The following is a 17,002-nucleotide window of genomic DNA, read 5'->3' as shown; positions in this document are numbered from 1 at the left end:
CAGGGACGCCGCCGCGAGCCGCGGCCACCGTCCCCCCGGGCCGTCGCGCACGCGGCGGCCGGGGGGACGCGGCTCCCCGGCACCCCCCGCACCCGTGGCGCACCCGACCTTCCCACACACGCAGGAGAGAAACCATGCAGCCGCTTCGCGGTGTAACCGTCGTGTCCCTGGAGCAGGCCATCGCCGCTCCCTACGCCAGCCGCCACCTGGCCGACATGGGCGCCCGCGTCATCAAGGTCGAGCGCCCCGGCACGGGCGACTTCGCCCGCGGCTACGACTCCCGCGTCAACGGCATGAGCTCGCACTTCGTGTGGGTCAACCGCAACAAGGAGTCCCTGACGCTGGACATCAAGGACCCGCGCGGCAACGAGGTGCTGCGCCGGCTGCTGGCCCGCGCCGACGTCTTCATCCAGAACCTGGCGCCGGGGGCCGCGGCCCGCGCCGGGCTGGGCGCCGCCGAGCTGCACGCACGGCACCCCGGGCTCATCGTCTGCGACATCTCCGGCTACGGTTCCCCCGGCCCCTACGAGACGATGAAGGCCTACGACCTGCTGGTGCAGAGCGAGTCGGGGCTGCTGTCGGTGACGGGCAGCGGCGAGGAGATGGCCAAGGTCGGCATCTCGGTCTCCGACATCGCCGCGGGCATGTACGCCTACAGTTCGATCCTGGGCGCGCTGCTCGAACGCGCGCGCACCGGGAAGGGCGCCCACCTGGACGTGTCGATGCTGGAGGCCACCGCCGAGTGGATGGGCTTCCCGCTCTACTACACCTACGGCGGCCAGGAGCCGCCGGCGCGCGCCGGCGCGGCGCACGCCACGATCTACCCCTACGGCCCCTTCGTCGCGCGTGATGAGCAGGTGGTCCTGATGGCGATCCAGAACGAGCGCGAATGGCGCGGGTTCTGCGAGCGCTTCCTGGAGCGCCCCGCGTTCGCCGAGGACCCCGCCTACGCCACCAACGCCGCCCGCAGCGCCAACCGCGACACGCTCAAGGCCGTCATCGACCGGCGCTTCGCCGAGCTGGACGGCGACGAGGCCACCTCCCTGCTCGCCGACGTCCCGGTCGCCTACGCCCGGGTGAACAGCCTCGCCGACGTGTGGAACCACCCGCAGCTCGCCGCGCGCGGGCGCTGGCACGAGGTGGACACGCCGACGGGGCGGGTCCCGGCGCTCGCGCCGCCCGGCCCGCGCGACCCGGCCCCCCGCATGGACCCGGTCCCCGACCTCGGCGAGCACACCGACGCCATCCTCGGCGAACTGGGGATGACGGCCGAGGAGACCGGCGAGCTGCGGTCGGGCGGGGTGGTCTGATGGCGCCGCAGACGGACGCCGCCGCGCACGCGGACGCGCTCACGTCGGCCGTCACCTGGCTGTTCGTGCCCGCGTCCCGTCCCGACCGGTTCGCCAAGGCGGTGCGCAGCGGAGCCGACGCCGTCATCATCGACCTGGAGGACGCCGTCCCGGCCGACGGCAAGGACGCCGCGCGCGAAGCGCTGCGGGCCGGGTGGCCGAGCGTCGTCGATTCCCGTCCCCCCTCCGGCGGCGCGCCCGCCGTGGCCGTGCGCGTCAACGCGCGCACCACCGCGGAGTTCGCCGCCGACGCGCGGCTGTGCCGCGAGCTGGGGCCGGACGCCGTCGTCCTGCCCAAGGCCGAGTCCGGCGACGACGTGCGGGCCGCGGCCGAGGCGAGCGGGGCGCCGGTACTGCCGCTGATCGAGTCCGCCCGCGGTCTGGTGGGGCTCTCCCGGATCGCGAGCCGCCCCGAGACGGTCCGGCTGCTGTTCGGCGGGATCGACCTGGCCCTGGACCTGGGCACCGCCGACGACGCCGCGCTCGACCCGTCGCGGAGCGACCTGGTGCGCTGGTCGGCGGCGTGCTCGCTGCCGCCGCCGGTCGAGGGCGTCACCACGGACGTGCGCGACGGCACGGCCGCGGCACGCGACGCCGCCCGCGCCCGCCGCTGGGGGTTCGGCGGCAAGCTGTGCGTGCACCCCGCCCAGGTCGCGCCCGTGGACACCGCCTTCGCCCCCGACGCCGCCGAGCTGGAATGGGCGCGCGGGGTACTCGCCGCGGGAGACGGGGGCGCTGTTCAGCGCGGTGGTGAGATGATCGACCGACCGGTCGTGGAACGCGCCCGCCGACTGCTGCGGCGCGCCGAGGGGAGGGACCGGACAGTGTAGGCCGAGGGGACAGCCAGTGGACATCGCCCAGTTGCGGGACTTCATCGCGGTCATCGACAGCGGGAGCTTCACCCGCGCCGCCTCGGTGCTGTTCGTCTCGCAGCCGGCGGTCAGCCAGCGGATGAAGCAGCTGGAGAGCGAACTGGGCGTGCGGCTCGTGCAGCGCGGCCCCCGCGGGGTGGTGCCCACACCGGCGGGGCGGACCCTGTACCGGGACGCCCAGCAGCTCATCCGCCGGTTCGACCAGATCGCCGAGGACGTGGCCAAGGAACCCCGGGCCATCCGCGGACCGGTGGCCGTCGGACTGCCCACCGCGGCCGCCGTCCACCTCGCCCCGGCGCTGTTCTCCTGGACGAAAAGGCACTACCCGGGCGTCCGCCTGCGGCTGTTCGAGTCGGTGAGCGGATACATCCAGGAGCTGCTCACGGTCGGGCGGATGGACCTGGCCGTCCTCTACCGCGACGACGCGGCGCCCCGACCTGCCGAGACTCCGCTGTACTCCGAGGAGCTGTACCTGGTCGGGCGCTCGGACGCCGAGGAACGGCCCCGGGACGACCGGTCCGCCGGGTCTGCCGGGACGGGCGCGGCCGCCGCCGGCACCGCCGCGTACGGGGACATCAGCCTGGCCGACATGCTCCGGGTGCCGCTGGTCGCCCCCGGAGCGCGCAGCAACCTGCGCGTGCTCATCGACCGCGTCTTCACCGAACACGGCGCGGTGCCCACGATCGCCGCCGACGTGGAGTCCCTGGGCACGATGGTGCGCATCGCCGAGAGCGGCGAGGCCTGCGCCCTGCTCCCGCTGTCCAGCGTCGAGGCGCTGCGCAGCACCCCCGACCTCATGGTGCGGCGGGTCGTGGACCCCGTGATCGAACGCCACATCGCGGTGTGCGCCGGTTCGGACTACTACGAGCCGCGGGACGCCGTGTCCGTCGTCCGGCACGGCATCGTGCAGGTGACGACCCGGCTCGCCGAGCAGGGTGCCTGGCCGGGGATCCGCCTGGCGGCCCGGACCGAACCGCGCGCCGGCCGGCCCTGACCGGGGCGTGCGGGTCGTCGGCCCGCCTCGGTCAGGACGCCGTCCACGGGCGTCATCGCCGTGTTCGGCGGTCCGTGCCGGTGCTCTCCCGGCGTCCGCCCGTCTCCGGGACCGCGGGCAGCGGTCCCGGAGGGGCGTCACTCCACGCGGGAGAGGGCGTCGCAGAGCAGGTCCACGGCCGTCTGGGTGCGGTCCGTCTCGTCGAGGGACTCCTCGGCCCCGGAGCCCGCGGGCAGCACCTCGACCTCCACGACGAGGTTGTCCAGGCGGTACAGGGCGTGCCCGGAGCCGTTCCGGGTCCCGCTGAGCGGGGCCCTGCCGTCCGGGCAGGTCGCGGACTCGGAGCCGTCGGACTCCGGACGGTTGGAGTAGAAGTAGGTCCTGGCGGCCTCTTCACCGTTCTCCTTGCGGATCCCGTCCACCCGACTGGTGAAGACGATGGTGCGCAGGTCCACCTCGTGCCCGGACGCCGCCCCGTACCCGGGGGAGACGACGCACTCCAGGCCCTCGGCGCCGTAGGCGTAGGAGTGGTCCGCCTCGTAGACCTCCAGGTCCTCGCCGTTCCCGGCGATCCCGCTCGCGGCTTCGGTGTCCAGGACGTCGCACGGGCTCTGCGGAGCGGAGTGGACGTCCTCCGGGCCGAACCAGCCGAGGTAGTACGCTCCGCCGAACCCGGCGCCCGCCACGGCCAGGAGGAGGAGCGTGCCGCAGCCGCAGCCGATCCAGGCGAGGGTCCGGCCGACGGAGCCCTTTTCGGCCGGAGGCCGCTGAACGGGCGCCTGGCCGGGGAGGGGGTGGTCCTGCCGCTGCCCGGGGGGAGGCTGGTGGCCGGGGGGAGGCGCCTGGTGACGGGGCTGCCGGGGAGGGCGGGGGCCCTGGGGAGGTAAGGCGCCGTGTTCGTGCACGGTGCGTACTCTAGCCATGCCCGACGACGGCGCCGTGGGACGGTCCGACCCGGGGTCCGGCGCCTCGTACAGTGGGAACTCCGTTCCGGGCGGAGGCGATCCTCGACGGCCCGCGACCGAACACGAACACCGACCCCCGCCCCGGCGGGGACGCCCCGGAGGGGAACTCCTTGTACCTGTCCCGCATCAACCTCGACCCCAAGCGCAGCGCCCGGATGGACCAGTGGGCGGTCATGGGGCAGGCCGTGCGCAGAGCGGTCGACCCCGACCCCGAGTCCGACGCCCGCGTGTTGTGGGCGCGCACCTCGCCGAGCACGCTGGTGGTCAGCTCCGACACCGCCCCCGCCTGGGGTAAGGTCCCCGGCGCGACCTCCGCCGCGATCCACCCGATGCCGCGCTACTCCGAGGGCGAGACCGTCCGCTGGGAGCTCATCACGGCGCCCACCGCGCCGCGCGGAGCCGGGGCCGCCGGTGAGGGGGCGCGCCCGCGCGGCAAGCGGGCCCCCCTTCCGGAGGAGGAGTTCGAGGGCTGGCTGGACGGCAAGTTCGCGGGCGCGCTGGACGTCACCTCGGTGCGGTGGAAGCACCTGGGCGGCAGGCCCGCGCGGTACCACTTCACCGGCGAGGCCGTGGTGCGCGACAGCGAGGCGCTCCAGGAACTGTGCCTGGGCGGTGTCGGCGCGGGCACGGCCACGGGGGCCGGGCTGCTCCTCGCCAGCCCGCTCGCCCCGAGGTAGACCCCGTCCGCGCGGCCCGGCGTCGCGGGGCGCCCTCTGCCGATCCACGACGGAGTGAATGCGCGGAAACCCCGCGGCGATAAGCTGGTCACGGAATCGCCCGCCGAGTGGGACTGCGTTCCGCGGGCGTTCCGCGGGCGGTCCGGCGCGATCGTCCCCCGTGCGCTGAGAAAGAGTTTTCCGGCTGCCGTTGAATTGCCGTTTTATCGTGGCGGACGCCGTGCAACCGACGCTGAAGGAAAATGGCTCCGCGCCGTCCGCACGGCTCCGGAGGGGGGTGAGGAGCGCCGCACGGGAGGTGACGCCGTCAATGGGGAAAGGGATTGTTCCACGGGTTTTGCGGAGGGCGGTTGTGGGAGTTCCGTTGACGGGCTGCCATGCGGAGCTGAGGCGAAAGGCCCGTTCGGTCGCCGGGAACGAGCGGTTTCCGGTTTCCGAGTGCGCGGGACGCATGCGCCTGCGGGAAGCCCCTGGCGGGGGTTCGTCCCCGAAGCCTGTTCAGTGGGCGGTTCGGGGTTCGGGGTTCGCAGGTGACCGGAGAAATTCCTGCCGGGCCGCGGATAAGCCTTGGTAGGAGGGAAAGTTTTCCAACTGGAGAAACTCACCGGCGGCGTCCGGAGCGGCGGCCCCGAGGCGTGCCCACCGTTACCACGGTGCCGGGAGGGCTTCCGGTCTCCCGGAGCGGGGAATCGGCGGGGCGGGTCGTGTGCCGGGACGAGGAGAGGCGTATCCGGGAGCGAGGAGGTGCGCGTCCCCGGCGGCGGCGCGCCGCGGACGCGCCCACCGGTGCTCCTGCGGAGAGAGGGCCCGGGGGCGCCGACCGTGGTGCGACTGGCGGACAGTGCCCACGGCCGCGGCGCGGCCCGGGGCGGTGCGCTTGACCGCCCCGGGCGGGCGCCCCTCATCGGAGCGCGTCCCCGCTGAGGATCCCGCGGGGGCACGGCGGGATCCGACAGGCGTGGACGTCAGAGCCCGGCGGACTCCTGGCGCGTGGGTACCGAACCGTCCTGGTGCTCGTCCTTCGGCCCTTCCGGCTCGGTGCCGCGCCGCTTCAGGAGGACGAACACGCCGACGGTGGCGGCCAGGGACAGCGCCGCCACGCCCCAGGAGGTCAGGTCCCAGGCCACCGTGAGGTGGTCGGCCAGGACCTGTGGCTCGGAGTCGCCGAGGTCACCCGCGGTCACCTGGGCGGCGATTTCCGACGAGCCGGTGCGGGCGGCGACGATACTGCCCAGTGCCGCTCCGAAGACCGCGATGACCAGGGCCTCGGCGCCGCCGCGCAGCGTGTTGAGGAAGCCCGCCGCCATGCCCGCCTTCTCGGGTTGGACGACGCTCATGGCCTGGCCGTCGGTGATGCCGAACGACAGGCCCATCCCGACCCCGATCAGCACCAGCGGTGCGGCCAGCCCCCATGCGCTGATGTCCGGGTGGAGCACGGTCAGCAGCGCGTTGCCCCCGGCCACGAACAGCAGCGCCAACACGATCAGCCCCTGGGCCGACACGCCCTTGGTCACCAGCCATCCACCCAGGGAGGGCGACACCAACACCGGCGCGGTGAGCATCAGCATCATCAGACCGGCGGTCTGCGCGGACACGCCCTGGACTCCCTGCAGGTAGGTGGGCAGGAAGACCAGTACCCCGAGGAAGCCGACCGAGGTGGTCAGAGTGGCCAGGCACCAGGCCATGAAACGGCCGTCCCGGACCAGGCCCAGGTCCAGAACCGGCTGGACCGCCCGCACCTCGATGGCGAAGAAGAGCACCATCAGCAGGGCGCCGACCACCAGCGTGCCGATAACCGTCAGGCTGCCCCAGCCCGTTTCGGGCGCCTCGATGACCGCGTACATCACCAGGGTGAGGCTGAGCACGAAGGTCACCGCGCCGCCCCAGTCCACGCGGGGACGCTCAGAGGCGCGCGACTCGGCCATGAAGGCGGACCCGGCCAGAACGAGTACACCGACCACGGCGTAGGCCAGGAACGCCGCCCGCCAGCCCACCGCGCCCACCAGCAGGCCCGACAGCGTGGGTCCTACGGCGATGCCCACCCCGGCCATGGTGCCCATGGCGGCGAAGGCCCGGGTGCGCGCGGCACCGTCGAAGGTGGTGGCCAGCAGGGCCCCGCCGCTGGCCATGATCGCGGCGCCGCCGACTCCGGTGAGCAGGCGGGCCGCGTCCAGGAGCAGGATGTCCCCGACCAGGCCGCTGGCCACGTTGCCGCCGGCGAAGACGAGGGCGCCGATCACGAACAGCAGCCGCCGCCCGAACAGGTCGGACAGGGATCCGCAGACCAGGGTGAACGCGGCGAAGGTGAGGTTGTAACCGGCCACCACCCAGTGCAGGGGCGCGCCCGACGCCTCCAGCTCCACACCGATGCCTGGGACGGCCACCGCTGTCCCGGAGATCGACATGGCCACGACCAGAACACCCAGCATGACGCTGGCGAGCAGTACTCCTGGACGTGACTTGCGCGCAGGTCGGCTACGCGTCGTATTCACGTGTATCTCCTTTGTGTTGGAAGCCGTCACAGACATCCTTGAACCTCAAGTTCTGTTGAGGTCAAGTGGTGTGCTCCACATCACGGCACCCGGGTGTCGTCGCCGCAGGCGCGCTTCGTGTTCCCACCTGGGTGTTCTGGCGGGCTCCGTGTTTAAACCTGGCGGCACGGATTGTCCGGATGCGGCCACGGCCGCTGCGGGCCGGTGTCGTCCTGTGTCCTCCCGCTCACCGTGTGAACCCAACGCCAACCAGCCTCGATTCTTTCTTGCGGGTCCGGTGTCGTCTCGTTTCCCGGCGCGTGCCCCGCGTCTCTCTCCGCTCGGCACCGGCTGTTGTCCGAGAAAAGCTACTGGGAACCCGGGCTTTTTGGCATTAGACTTTGCGGCGGCTCCGTGGGGGGTCGGTTGAACCGGCTTGGTTTAATTTTTCCGGATGCGAGTGGAGGCTGGAGCACGGTTTGATGGTATGAGTCGGTTCGGTGAATGCTGGCCAATGGTTCAGATGGCTGATAACTAGCTTCATGTGAAGGTGGAGTGAGGTCTTGGGTGCGGAATTTTATGGAGTCGGTTTGCACTCCCTGTCCCGCGTGTTTGGAACGGCTCCTTTGTTCCGTCTCCTTTTTTCGGCTTTTCTCCGGCTTCGACGTGAATGGCATCGAGTTAAAATATCTTCCTGCTGTTCCTTTTTCGTGTTCTGTGGATTATTCCTGGGAGTGTATTTAAATGGAGCTTAAGGTACTTGGTCCTTTGGGGATGGAGTTTGAGGGAAGAGATTATCTTCCCGCGGCTCCGAAACAACGCCAGATCCTCGCCCTGCTACTGCTCAACGTGGACCGGTACGTCTCGATAGACACCTGCGCAGAGGAGCTGTGGGGGCCGCACCGGCCCAAGACCTCCGTCCCCACGATCCAGACCTACATCCTGCAGATACGCAAGGCCCTGGCCTCCCTCCCCTCGGTGGCCACGATGAAGAAGGCGCATGAACTCCTCTCCACCGGTCGGGGCGGGTACCGCATGGTCCTGCCCGAGGACACGCTGGACCTGTCCGTGTGCAACCGGCTGCTCGCGGAGGGGCGCTTCGCGGCCCGACAGGGACGGCACGCCGACGCCGCCTCGGCCTTACGCACGGCCCTGGCCATGCGCCGCGGCCCCATGCTCAACGGCCTCCGCCTGGGCCCCGTCCTGGACGCCCTCATCGACGCGCATGACGAGGCCTTCATCGTCGCCCAGGAGCAGTACTTCGAGGCCGAGCTGGCCCTGGGCTTCCACTGGCACGTCCTGAGCGACCTGCGCGCGATGTCGCTCCTCCACCCGCTCAACGAGGGGCTCCAGCGGCAGTACATGCTGGCCCTCTACCGGGCCGGGCGGCAGGCCGAGGCGCTGGAGGTCTTCCGCCACCTGCGCACGACCCTGGCTGACCAACTCGGGCTGATGCCCTCCCCGCCGCTGTGCCACCTGCACGAGCGCATCCTGGCCTCCGACCCCGAGCTCGACCCGAACCGGGAGGCCTACGACGCGGTGCTGTAGAACCCCGCGCGCGAACACGGAACAGACGTGCATCCGCACGATCGTACGCACGATTACGCGCCCCCGCCCGTCCAAGGAGCCGCAGTGCGCTCCGAGGGCGGAGGGACGGGGCGTACCCGTGACGGCTCCGGCGGCCCCGGGGCGGATCCGGGGGAACTACCGGGCGGTTGACCGGTGGCGGAGCGTTTCCGGCCGTGTCCCGTGCCGCTGAGGACCGGCACGGCTCCCACGGCGAGAGGGCTCCCCGCCGGAGCCGCGCCGCGCGTGCGACCGGGCGCCCGCCCGGGGCCGGGCGGGCCGACACGGTCGGCACGAGCCCGCTGAGCGGGGATCACGAGGAGTCCGGGTCCGAGGTGCGGGCCGTCGTACGCGGTGGCGGAGCCCGGGGCGGTTCGGGCGGGGCCGTGCCGACGGGCGGCGGAGCTGACACTCGAACGCCTGGTGGCCGACCGCCATCCGGACTGGGACCGCGAGCGGTCCACCGGTGGTCCTGAGAGCGCGGACGAGGTCGCGGCGACCCGTGTGACGACCGTCCGGTTGGTGGGGCGCGGGGCCCACCACAGAGACCTAGCCATCCACCGGGGCGTGTTGCCCGGTCGGCTGCCCGACAGCTCACGGGAAGGGCCGCGGTGCCTGGCGCGGACGGCCCGGGACCGGTGGCGGCTCCGGCACGGCGGCCGGGGTCCGAACGCGGTGCGGGGCCGGACCACGACGAGGGCGCGTCCGGCGGGGGCGACGCGTCCGCCGGGCGCCGGAAACGCGCCAGCGGGCACCGCTGTACCGGGTCGGCGGGTGTTGCACCCGCCGACCCGGTACAGCGGTGCCCGCCCGGCACGGTCCTGCGGAGGTGTACCGCCAGGGTCTGTTTCCTCGAACCGGCCCCAGCTTGTGGGGGGTCGGGTCCCCACGGGGTTCTGGAGGCGCCGGAGGCGGGTCCTCGTGGGAGGACCGCGCCGTAGGCGTCGTTCGAGGGCGGCGGCGGTCGGCGACGGGTGGGCATGAGCGAACTCGCCGTGGGCGCCGCTGTGCCTGCTTCAACCCGATTCCTGCTCTCCGGGCGCCCGGACACGGACCGGAGCGGAGGGCCAGAAAACGCTGCTAGGGAAGCCGTACCTCGACGTCGTAGGCGCGCACCCAGGCGTCGAACTCCACGAGGCGCTCCAGCACCGCTCTGGCGCTCCACGGACCCCCCATCACGTAGGCCCCCACGGGCCGGTCCAGGAGGCGCCGCACACCCGCCTCTCCGACCAGGTCCAGGACGGGGGCGCCGGGGACGCACACCTTCTCCACGCGCTCGCGCAGGGCGAGTTCGTACTCCCGGTCCTGGGTTGAGGGGTAGGGGTTCTTCTTGCGGTCCAGGACCGAGTCGGGCAGCACCCCACGCATGGCCGCCCGGAGGAGGCTCTTCTCCCTGCCGTCGAACGTCTTCATCCGCCAGGGGGTGTTGAAGACGTACTCCACCAGGCGGTGGTCGCAGAAGGGGACCCGGACCTCCAGGCCCGCCGCCATGCTGATGCGGTCCTTGCGGTCCAGGAGGAAATTCTCCCAGCGCGTGAGGTTCATGTAGCCCACCTCCCGCATGCGGGCCTCCTCACCCGTCTCCCCGGGCAGCCGCGGGCAGTCCGCCAGGGCCTCGCGGTACCGCCGGTCGATGTACTCCCCCATCCCGAGCCGGTCCCAGAGCCCGACGTCCTTCAGGGCGCCGATACCACCCGCCTTCTGGAAGGGGTGGTGCCAGGGGAAGGTCGGCGCCTCCACGGCCTCACGGTCGTGGAACCAGGTGTAGCCTCCGAACAGCTCGTCCGCGGCCTCACCCGACAGCGCGACCGTCACGCGCCGGCGCACCGCCCGGGACAGCTGTAGGAGCGAGTACTCCATGTCGCCGGTCGAGACGGGCAGGTCCTGGGCGCGCAGGACCGCGTCGCGTACCTCCTGGTCGAGCACGCCCTGGCTGTCGAGCATCACGGTGATGTGCTCGGCTCCCACCTTGGCGGCGACCTCCATGGCGAAGGGGGTGTCGGGATCCTCCCACTGCACGTTGGACTCGAACCTCTGCTCGTGCCCCACGAAGTCGATGGAGAACGCGGGGAAGGGTTCGAGCACTCCCTGGGCGCGCAGGACGTTCGCCGCGAGGGCGGTGACCGCGCTGGAGTCCAGCCCGCCCGAGAGCAGGGTGCCGACGGGGACGTCCGCGACCAGCTGCCGCTCCACGATGTCCTTCAGCAGTTCGCGCACCGTGTCGACGGTCGTCTCCAGGTCGTCGGTGTGCTCACGGGCCTCCAGCCTCCAGTAGCGGTGCTTGGACAGACCGCCGCGTGACACGCGCACCAGCCAGCCCGGGCGGACCTCGTACATGCCCTTGAACACCGCGTGCTCCGGTGTCTTGACGATGCCGAAGAGTTCGGCGAGCCCCTCGCCGTCGACCACCGCACGCACGTCGGGGTGGCACAGGATGGCCTTGGGCTCGGAACCGAACAGCACGCCGTCGGCGGTCGGGTAGTAGTAGAGCGGCTTGACGCCGACCCGGTCGCGGACGAGCAGCAGCTCTTCCGTCCTGGTGTCCCAGATCGCGAAGGCGTACATGCCGTTGAGCCGGTCGACGAAGCCCGTGCCCCACTCCAGGTAGGCGTGGAGCACGACCTCGGTGTCGCTGTCGGTCGAGAACCGGTGCCCGAGCCGGCGCAGTTCGTCGCGCAGCTCCCGGTAGTTGTACACCTCACCGGTGTAGGTGATGACGGCCTCGCCGCCTCCGGCCGCCTCGGCGGCCATCGGCTGGGTCCCGTTCTCCAAGTCGATGATGGACAGGCGCTGGTGGCCCAGGACCACCCGATCCGCGCTCCACACACCGGAGGCGTCGGGTCCCCGGCAGGCCATGGTCTCGGCCATCGCCCCTCCGATGCCACGGCGGTCCTCCAGACCGCCTCGGTAGCTCACCCATCCGGCCATTCCGCACATATGAACCCGCTCTCCTTAGCGACGTGTTCTCTGAGGCCGCAGCCGTTCGCCCGCTAGGCCCTGAGCCGTTCGATCTCGGCGACGACCTCCGAGGGCGAGGCCTGGGCCCTGATCTCCTCACCCAGATCACGCGTTCTGCGGGCGTAGGAGGGGTCTTCCAGCAGTTCCCTCGCGCTGGCGGCGATCGCGTCCGCGCTGTCCTCGGTGCCGGGGTCCAGGATCAGGGCGGCCCCCCGCTCGACCAGCCGCCTGGAGGGCGGCACGGACTTGGGCATGTTGGGCAGGAGCAGCTGCGGAGCGCCCGCGGCCACCGCGGTCAGTGAGGTGCTGCCCCCGGCGTGGTGCACGAACAGGTCGCAGGTGGGGGCCACGATCTCCAGCGGCATCCAGCCCGCGAGGACGTGATCGCGCCCGGCGGACACGTCCGGAGCCACCTCGTCGGAGACGGGCACGACGATCTCCACGTCCCCCAGCGCGTCCACCTTGTCCACCAGCTCCTTCAGGAAACCGAGGTACTGGTGGCGGCCGACCCGGCTGCCAGCGGTCACGCACACCCGGCGGCGATCGCCTCGGGTGTACATCCACCGCTCCATCCGGCGCTGGGGCCCACACGGCAGCCACCGCATGCCCTGGGACGGCGGCGCGTCCGGACGGCGCAGGCTGGGCGGGCAGACCTCGATCGTCATCTCGGGGGTGGGCAGGGAGTCGAGTCCCAGCTCCTTGAGCTCGGGGAGCAGCTCGCGCTCGGCTCCGGCATCGGCCTCCGGCGGCTCGCCCAGGTCCCAAGCGTGCCGGATCCAGGGCAGGCCGAGCCGCCGGGCCACGAGGGCGGCCGAGAAGCTCAGCCACCCGCCCACGACCGCGTCGGCCTTCCAGTCGCGCGCGAACTCCTCCAGACTCCGTGCCGACTCGGCGGCGAGCCTGCCGAAACCCGCCCCGATGAACACCATGTGCTCGACCGGCTCGGTCGGCCACCGCAGCTGCTCACCCCCGCGTCCGTTCTCGAAGAAGTCGAGCATCGTCTTGTCCGTGCAGGGGACACCGGCCAGACCCGCACCGGTGATGAGGGGCATCATCCCCTCGCTGGACGCCATGACGACCTCGTGCCCGCGGTTACGGGCGGCCGTGGCCAGGGGGACGAGACCGAAGATCGTCGCGGGACTGGCTCCGGCGACACAAAGAATTCTCATGTTCCGCACGTTAGTGATGTCTCCTTGTGGCTCTTTAAAGCCGGAACAGTAGGCGGGGAGAGGCGCTGCGTGCCGACCGTGCCAGCAGCAGGTGCACCAGCAGAGCGGCCCCCAGCAGCAGGGCGGCGTTGGCGAGGCCCACGACGTGCCAGGCCTCGGTCAGCCACCCGGCCTGGACAGGGTTGGCGGGGGCGCCCGCCGTGACCAGGTCCGCCGTACCCGGGTCCTGTGCCCGGGACCGGACCAACGCGGACAGGGCCGCGCCCACGATCGCGATGACCAGCGCGTCAGCGGTGTTGCGCAGGGTGTTGAGGATGCCGGAGGCCATGCCCACCTTCTCCGGCGCGACGCGGTTCATCGCCTGGGAGTCGGTGATCCCGAAGGCCAGACCGGTGCCCAGCCCCGTGGTCAGCAGCGCGGCCACGGAACCGGCCGCAGGGGCCGTGGGATCGAGCAGCGCGAGGAACCCGTTTCCGGCGGCCACGAGGACCAGACAGCAGACCATCAGGCCGCGCGCCGGGACGCCCCGGCCGACCAGGGCCGCCCCCACCATGGGAAGGACCAGGACCGGCACGGTGAGCAGCAGCATGAGGGCGCCGACGTCCCGGGGGTCCATGCCCGCCGCCCCCTGGAGGTGTACCGGCAGGTGCACCAGGACGCCGATGAAGCCGATGGCGATGAACAGGGTTCCCATGGTCCAGCCCATGAAGCCGGGGTCGCGCAGCAGCCTCAGGTCCAGGACGGGGGAGCGGGCCCGCGAGGAGGCGCCGAAGGCCGCCGTCAGCAAGAGGGGTCCGCAGACGAGCGCCACCACGGCGGGCCAGCCCCGGGGGAGCTCCGTCAGGCCGAACACCAGCAGAACGAGCCCGGACGCGAACAGCACCATCCCGGCGACATCCGGCCGCCCGGCCGAGGAGGCGCGCGACTCCCCGGCGAACAGCGCGGTGGCGACCAGGACGGCGCCCGCCAGAGCGAACGCGGTGAAGGCGGCCCGCCACCCCAGCGCCGAGACGAGGGCTCCGCTCAGGAACGGACCGAAGGCGACACCAGCCCCCGCGGCGGTGCCGGTAACGGCGAAGGCCCGGATCCGGGCGGGGCCGGTGAACGCGGACGCCAGCAGCGCCCCGCCGCACGACATCACCCCCGCGGCGCCGATCCCGGCCAGGGTCCGGGCGGCGATGAGCGCGCCGATCCCGCCCGCCGCCGCGGAGGCCAGCGACCCCGCGGCGAAGAGGGAGACCGCCGCGATGAACACCTTTCTGCGCCCCAGGCGGTCGGCGAGCGATCCGTAGACCAGGGTGAGGGCGGCCAACACCAGGTTGTAGGAGGTGACGACCCACTGCAGTGCCGGTCCGGACCCACCCAGGTCGCGCCCGATGTCGGGAAGGGCCACACCGACCCCCGCGATCACCGTGGACACGCACAGCACGCCGCCCACCGCTGAGACGAGGGCGGCCACCCGCTCCCGCGCGCCTGTCACAGGCCCAATCCCGGGCCGAAGCGCAGGGCGGCCAGCAGCGTCCGCGCCTCCACGTTGACCTGTCCGCCGAGGGGGACCATGCGGGCGAGGAGCCCGGCGTCCACCCACCGGTGGTCGACGCCCGTGCCCGCAGGCCGATCCTCGTCCTCCTCGACCAGCAGGTAGCGGTTGCGCGCGTGATGGAAGCGGCCGCCCTCCTCGGAGTGGACCACGTCGTACAGGACCCGGTCGGCGGTAGCGGACAGCACCCGCTGGATCAGTGCCTCCTCCGCGGGGTCGGGGGCGTCCCGGTGCGCGGACGGCGTGTACTGCACGGTCGGACCGAGCTCCACCACGTCCCGTGTCCCCGCCTCGGTGTGCGCCCTGACCAGCACCCGCGTGCCCGAAGCCGTGCGCCTGACCAAGAACGCGGCGATGCCCTGCCCCGAGGGGGCGAGCAGGGGCTGCGACCACCTCGCCACCTCGCGCGTCCCCGCGCGCACATCCACGCCGACGACGCTGAAGCGGTTCCCCGACACCGGGCGGATGGAGTCGCCGTCGGTCGTCCAGTCCTCGACCGCGGCGAGCGGAATCCTGGTCACGTCCAGACGGTGGTGTGTTCTGCGGTCGGTGAGCCAGCTCAGGAGGTCGACCGCTCCGGGCCCACCCGGTTCGGCCGGGGCCCCACCGGGTTCCGGCCACCCCGCCAGCACACTGCGGGCGTCCATGTTGATGACGTCGTTCTCACGCAGGAGCTCGGCCACCAGGTCCTCCGGGACCCAGCAGAACCCCTCCTCGACGGGGACGGCGGAGTCCACCCAGACGATCATGTTGCGGTTGCGCTTGCGTAGTACCCAGGTGCCCTGTTCGGTCTGGAGGGCGTCGGTCAGCACGCGCCCGCGCGGCGGGAAGAACCACTCGAGGTAGGGCACCGCCCTGCCCTGGTGGACCCGGCTGTAGTTGCTCCGCGTGGCCTGGACCGTCGGGGACACCTGCACCGTGCCGAAGTTGCCCGGCTCCATCTTGGCCTGGAGCAGGAAGTGGGCCTTTCCGCCGTGCAGCATGGCGAGTACCCCGAGCAGGCCGGACTCGGGTTGGTCGATGATGGGCTGCGTCCACGTGCCGGGTGCGGCGTGGTCGGTCTCCACACGTACGCCCTCGACCGTGAAGAACCGGCCGGTGCGGTGCCGCAGGTTGCCCGTCACCGGGTCGGCCGTCCAACCGTCCAGGTCCGACAGCGGAACCACGTCGACGGAGTACCCCCCGCGGTCGCGTTGTTTGGCCAGCCACTCGTGGAACAGGTCCCTGTCAGCGATGATCACCGCGTCCTCCCGTGGGGAAGGGCTTCGACGAAGTCCGTGCTTCCGTGCAGCCAGGCGACCTTGTCGAACAGGTCGTCCACGGAGAGACCGCTCAGCATCCGGTCGCGCTCGCGCGCTTCTTCGCCCCGCGGGTGGTAGAGGCGCCGCCCCATCTCCCGCGACACCCACTGGGCGTCGGCCGCGCGCTCCCTGCGGAGCGCGTTGTACTTCTGGAGGCGCTGGGCGCAGTCCGCGGGGTCCCCCTTGATCAGGTCGCCCAGGACGACCGCGTCCTCCAGGGCCATGGCGGCACCCTGCGCCGCGTACTGGAGCATCGGGTGGGCCGCGTCCCCGAGCAGTGCCACACGCCCGTCGGTCCAGTCGCTGACCGGGTCCCGATCGCACAGCACCCAGGTCCTCCAGTCCGTGCCGAGGTCGACCAGGCTGCGCACAGTGGGGCACATGTCCTCCACCACCGAGCGGACCAGTCCGGCGTCGACCCTCTCACCCACGACCTCGTGGCGCGCGCCGTCGTCCCGGGTCACCGCCAGGTTGAGGAACTCCCCCCCGGCCACGGGGTAGTGGACGACGTGCAGACGCGGTCCCGCCCACAGCTTCACCGAGGTCCAGCGCAGGTGTCCGGGAACGCGCTCCATGGGGATGAGCGTGCGGTAGATGCTGTGCCCGGAGACCTTGGGCGGGCCGTCCCCGACGAGGCGGCGCCGCACCATCGAGCGGATACCGTCGGCGCCCACGAGGACGTCGCCGCGGACGCTCGTGCCCGTCGCCAGCCGGACGCTGACTCCGGCGGCGTCCTGGTCGTAGTCGATGACCCGTCTGCCGGGCACGAGCCGCACGCCCGCTGCGGCGCGGCAGGCGTCCAGCAGCGGCTGGTACAGGTCGGTTCGGTGCACCACGGCGTAGGGCTGTCCGAAGCGCTCCCGGTAGGCCCCTTTGAGAGGTAGCGCGGCGACGCGCGCGCCGCCCACGGCGTCCATGAAGCACAGTTCGTCGATGTGCACGGCGCGTTCGCGCACAGGACCGGCGACGCCCATCTCCTCCAGGGCGCGGAAAGCGTTGGGCGCGAGCTGGATGCCCGCCCCGAGTTCGGTGAACTGCGGATCGCGTTCGAGGACCACGGCTGTACCGCCCCGCTGCGCCACGCGCAGGGCCAGCGCGAGCCCTCCGATTCCGCCCCCGGCGATGACCACTCTCGGCATC

12 protein-coding genes are annotated in these 17,002 nt (G+C 72.1%); 5 read left to right on the top strand and 7 right to left on the bottom strand.

The genetic code is table 11. The annotated features are described in order from the left end of the window. Positions 1-134: 134 nt before the first annotated feature. From G011_RS0121680 to G011_RS0121670, 3 genes are read left to right on the top strand one after another with little or no spacing between them, the layout of a single operon-like run. Complete coding sequence (locus tag G011_RS0121680; RefSeq protein WP_026338528.1) at positions 135-1,310, top strand: CaiB/BaiF CoA-transferase family protein; 1,176 nt, start codon at positions 135-137, stop codon at positions 1,308-1,310. Further along, the gene (locus G011_RS0121675; RefSeq protein WP_019610313.1) at positions 1,310-2,179 is read left to right on the top strand and encodes a CoA ester lyase; all 870 of its coding nucleotides are present in this window, start codon (positions 1,310-1,312) and stop codon (positions 2,177-2,179) included. The genes G011_RS0121680 and G011_RS0121675 overlap by 1 nt, the downstream gene beginning before the upstream one ends. A gap of 16 nt (positions 2,180-2,195) precedes the next feature. Next, positions 2,196-3,215, top strand: coding sequence for a LysR substrate-binding domain-containing protein (locus G011_RS0121670; RefSeq protein ID WP_019610312.1), 1,020 nt, complete (start codon positions 2,196-2,198; stop codon positions 3,213-3,215). A 137-nt stretch (positions 3,216-3,352) separates the two neighbouring features. Here the strand turns inward: G011_RS0121670 and G011_RS0121665 are convergent, their stop codons facing one another. Then, the gene (locus tag G011_RS0121665) at positions 3,353-4,120 is read right to left on the bottom strand and encodes a hypothetical protein (RefSeq protein ID WP_231391555.1); all 768 of its coding nucleotides are present in this window, start codon (positions 4,118-4,120) and stop codon (positions 3,353-3,355) included. A 170-nt stretch (positions 4,121-4,290) separates the two neighbouring features. On the opposite strand from G011_RS0121665, the gene G011_RS0121655 reads away from it, so the two are divergent. Beyond that, positions 4,291-4,857 (top strand): type I-E CRISPR-associated protein Cas6/Cse3/CasE, encoded by a 567-nt coding sequence (locus tag G011_RS0121655; protein ID WP_026338527.1) that lies wholly within the window; start codon positions 4,291-4,293, stop codon positions 4,855-4,857. Positions 4,858-5,822: 965 nt separating this feature from the next. Here G011_RS0121655 and G011_RS30120 read toward each other — a convergent pair. Beyond that, on the bottom strand, positions 5,823-7,349 hold the full coding sequence (locus G011_RS30120) for an MFS transporter (RefSeq protein WP_231391554.1): 1,527 nt from the start codon (positions 7,347-7,349) through the stop codon (positions 5,823-5,825). 753 nt (positions 7,350-8,102) lie between these two features. Between G011_RS30120 and G011_RS0121645 the strand changes: the two genes are divergently transcribed. Beyond that, positions 8,103-8,876 (top strand): AfsR/SARP family transcriptional regulator, encoded by a 774-nt coding sequence (locus G011_RS0121645; RefSeq protein WP_036552910.1) that lies wholly within the window; start codon positions 8,103-8,105, stop codon positions 8,874-8,876. Positions 8,877-9,974: 1,098 nt separating this feature from the next. Here the strand turns inward: G011_RS0121645 and asnB are convergent. The 5 genes from asnB to G011_RS0121620 form a co-directional block, all read right to left on the bottom strand. Continuing rightward, entirely contained in the window at positions 9,975-11,822 is a 1,848-nt protein-coding gene (asnB, locus tag G011_RS0121640; RefSeq protein WP_019610306.1) for an asparagine synthase (glutamine-hydrolyzing), read from the bottom strand. 62 nt (positions 11,823-11,884) lie between these two features. Continuing rightward, the gene (locus tag G011_RS0121635; RefSeq protein ID WP_036552906.1) at positions 11,885-13,021 is read right to left on the bottom strand and encodes a nucleotide disphospho-sugar-binding domain-containing protein; all 1,137 of its coding nucleotides are present in this window, start codon (positions 13,019-13,021) and stop codon (positions 11,885-11,887) included. Positions 13,022-13,055: 34 nt separating this feature from the next. Beyond that, the gene (locus G011_RS30115) at positions 13,056-14,501 is read right to left on the bottom strand and encodes an MFS transporter (protein WP_157756081.1); all 1,446 of its coding nucleotides are present in this window, start codon (positions 14,499-14,501) and stop codon (positions 13,056-13,058) included. Next, positions 14,498-15,802 carry an NDP-hexose 2,3-dehydratase family protein gene (locus G011_RS0121625; RefSeq protein WP_019610303.1) on the bottom strand — a complete coding sequence of 435 codons (1,305 nt, stop codon included), beginning with the start codon at positions 15,800-15,802 and terminating at the stop codon, positions 14,498-14,500. Before G011_RS0121625 ends, G011_RS30115 begins: the two co-directional genes overlap by 4 nt. Then, a complete protein-coding gene (locus G011_RS0121620) occupies positions 15,799-17,001 on the bottom strand; it encodes an FAD-dependent monooxygenase (protein ID WP_026338523.1) in 1,203 nt (400 codons plus the stop codon). The genes G011_RS0121625 and G011_RS0121620 overlap by 4 nt, the downstream gene beginning before the upstream one ends. Between the last annotated feature and the right edge of the window lies 1 nt (position 17,002).

It is taken from the genome of Nocardiopsis sp. CNS-639 (assembly GCF_000381685.1).
Classification (GTDB): Bacteria; Actinomycetota; Actinomycetes; order Streptosporangiales; family Streptosporangiaceae; genus Nocardiopsis; species Nocardiopsis dassonvillei.
The sequence above is the reverse complement of the archived record's forward strand: the minus strand, read 5'-3'. Positions and strand labels throughout refer to the sequence as shown.

Bases quoted from the DNA above. Each gene is read 5' to 3' on its own strand.
- G011_RS0121620 (WP_026338523.1), bottom strand. From the start codon at position 17,001: ATGCCGAGAGTGGTCATCGCCGGGGGCGGAATCGGAGGGCTCGCGCTG.
- G011_RS0121680 (WP_026338528.1), top strand. From the start codon at position 135: ATGCAGCCGCTTCGCGGTGTAACCGTCGTGTCCCTGGAGCAGGCCATC.
- asnB (WP_019610306.1), bottom strand. From the start codon at position 11,822: ATGGCCGGATGGGTGAGCTACCGAGGCGGTCTGGAGGACCGCCGTGGC.
- G011_RS0121675 (WP_019610313.1), top strand. From the start codon at position 1,310: ATGGCGCCGCAGACGGACGCCGCCGCGCACGCGGACGCGCTCACGTCG.
- G011_RS0121645 (WP_036552910.1), top strand. From the start codon at position 8,103: ATGGAGTTTGAGGGAAGAGATTATCTTCCCGCGGCTCCGAAACAACGC.
- G011_RS0121635 (WP_036552906.1), bottom strand. From the start codon at position 13,021: ATGAGAATTCTTTGTGTCGCCGGAGCCAGTCCCGCGACGATCTTCGGT.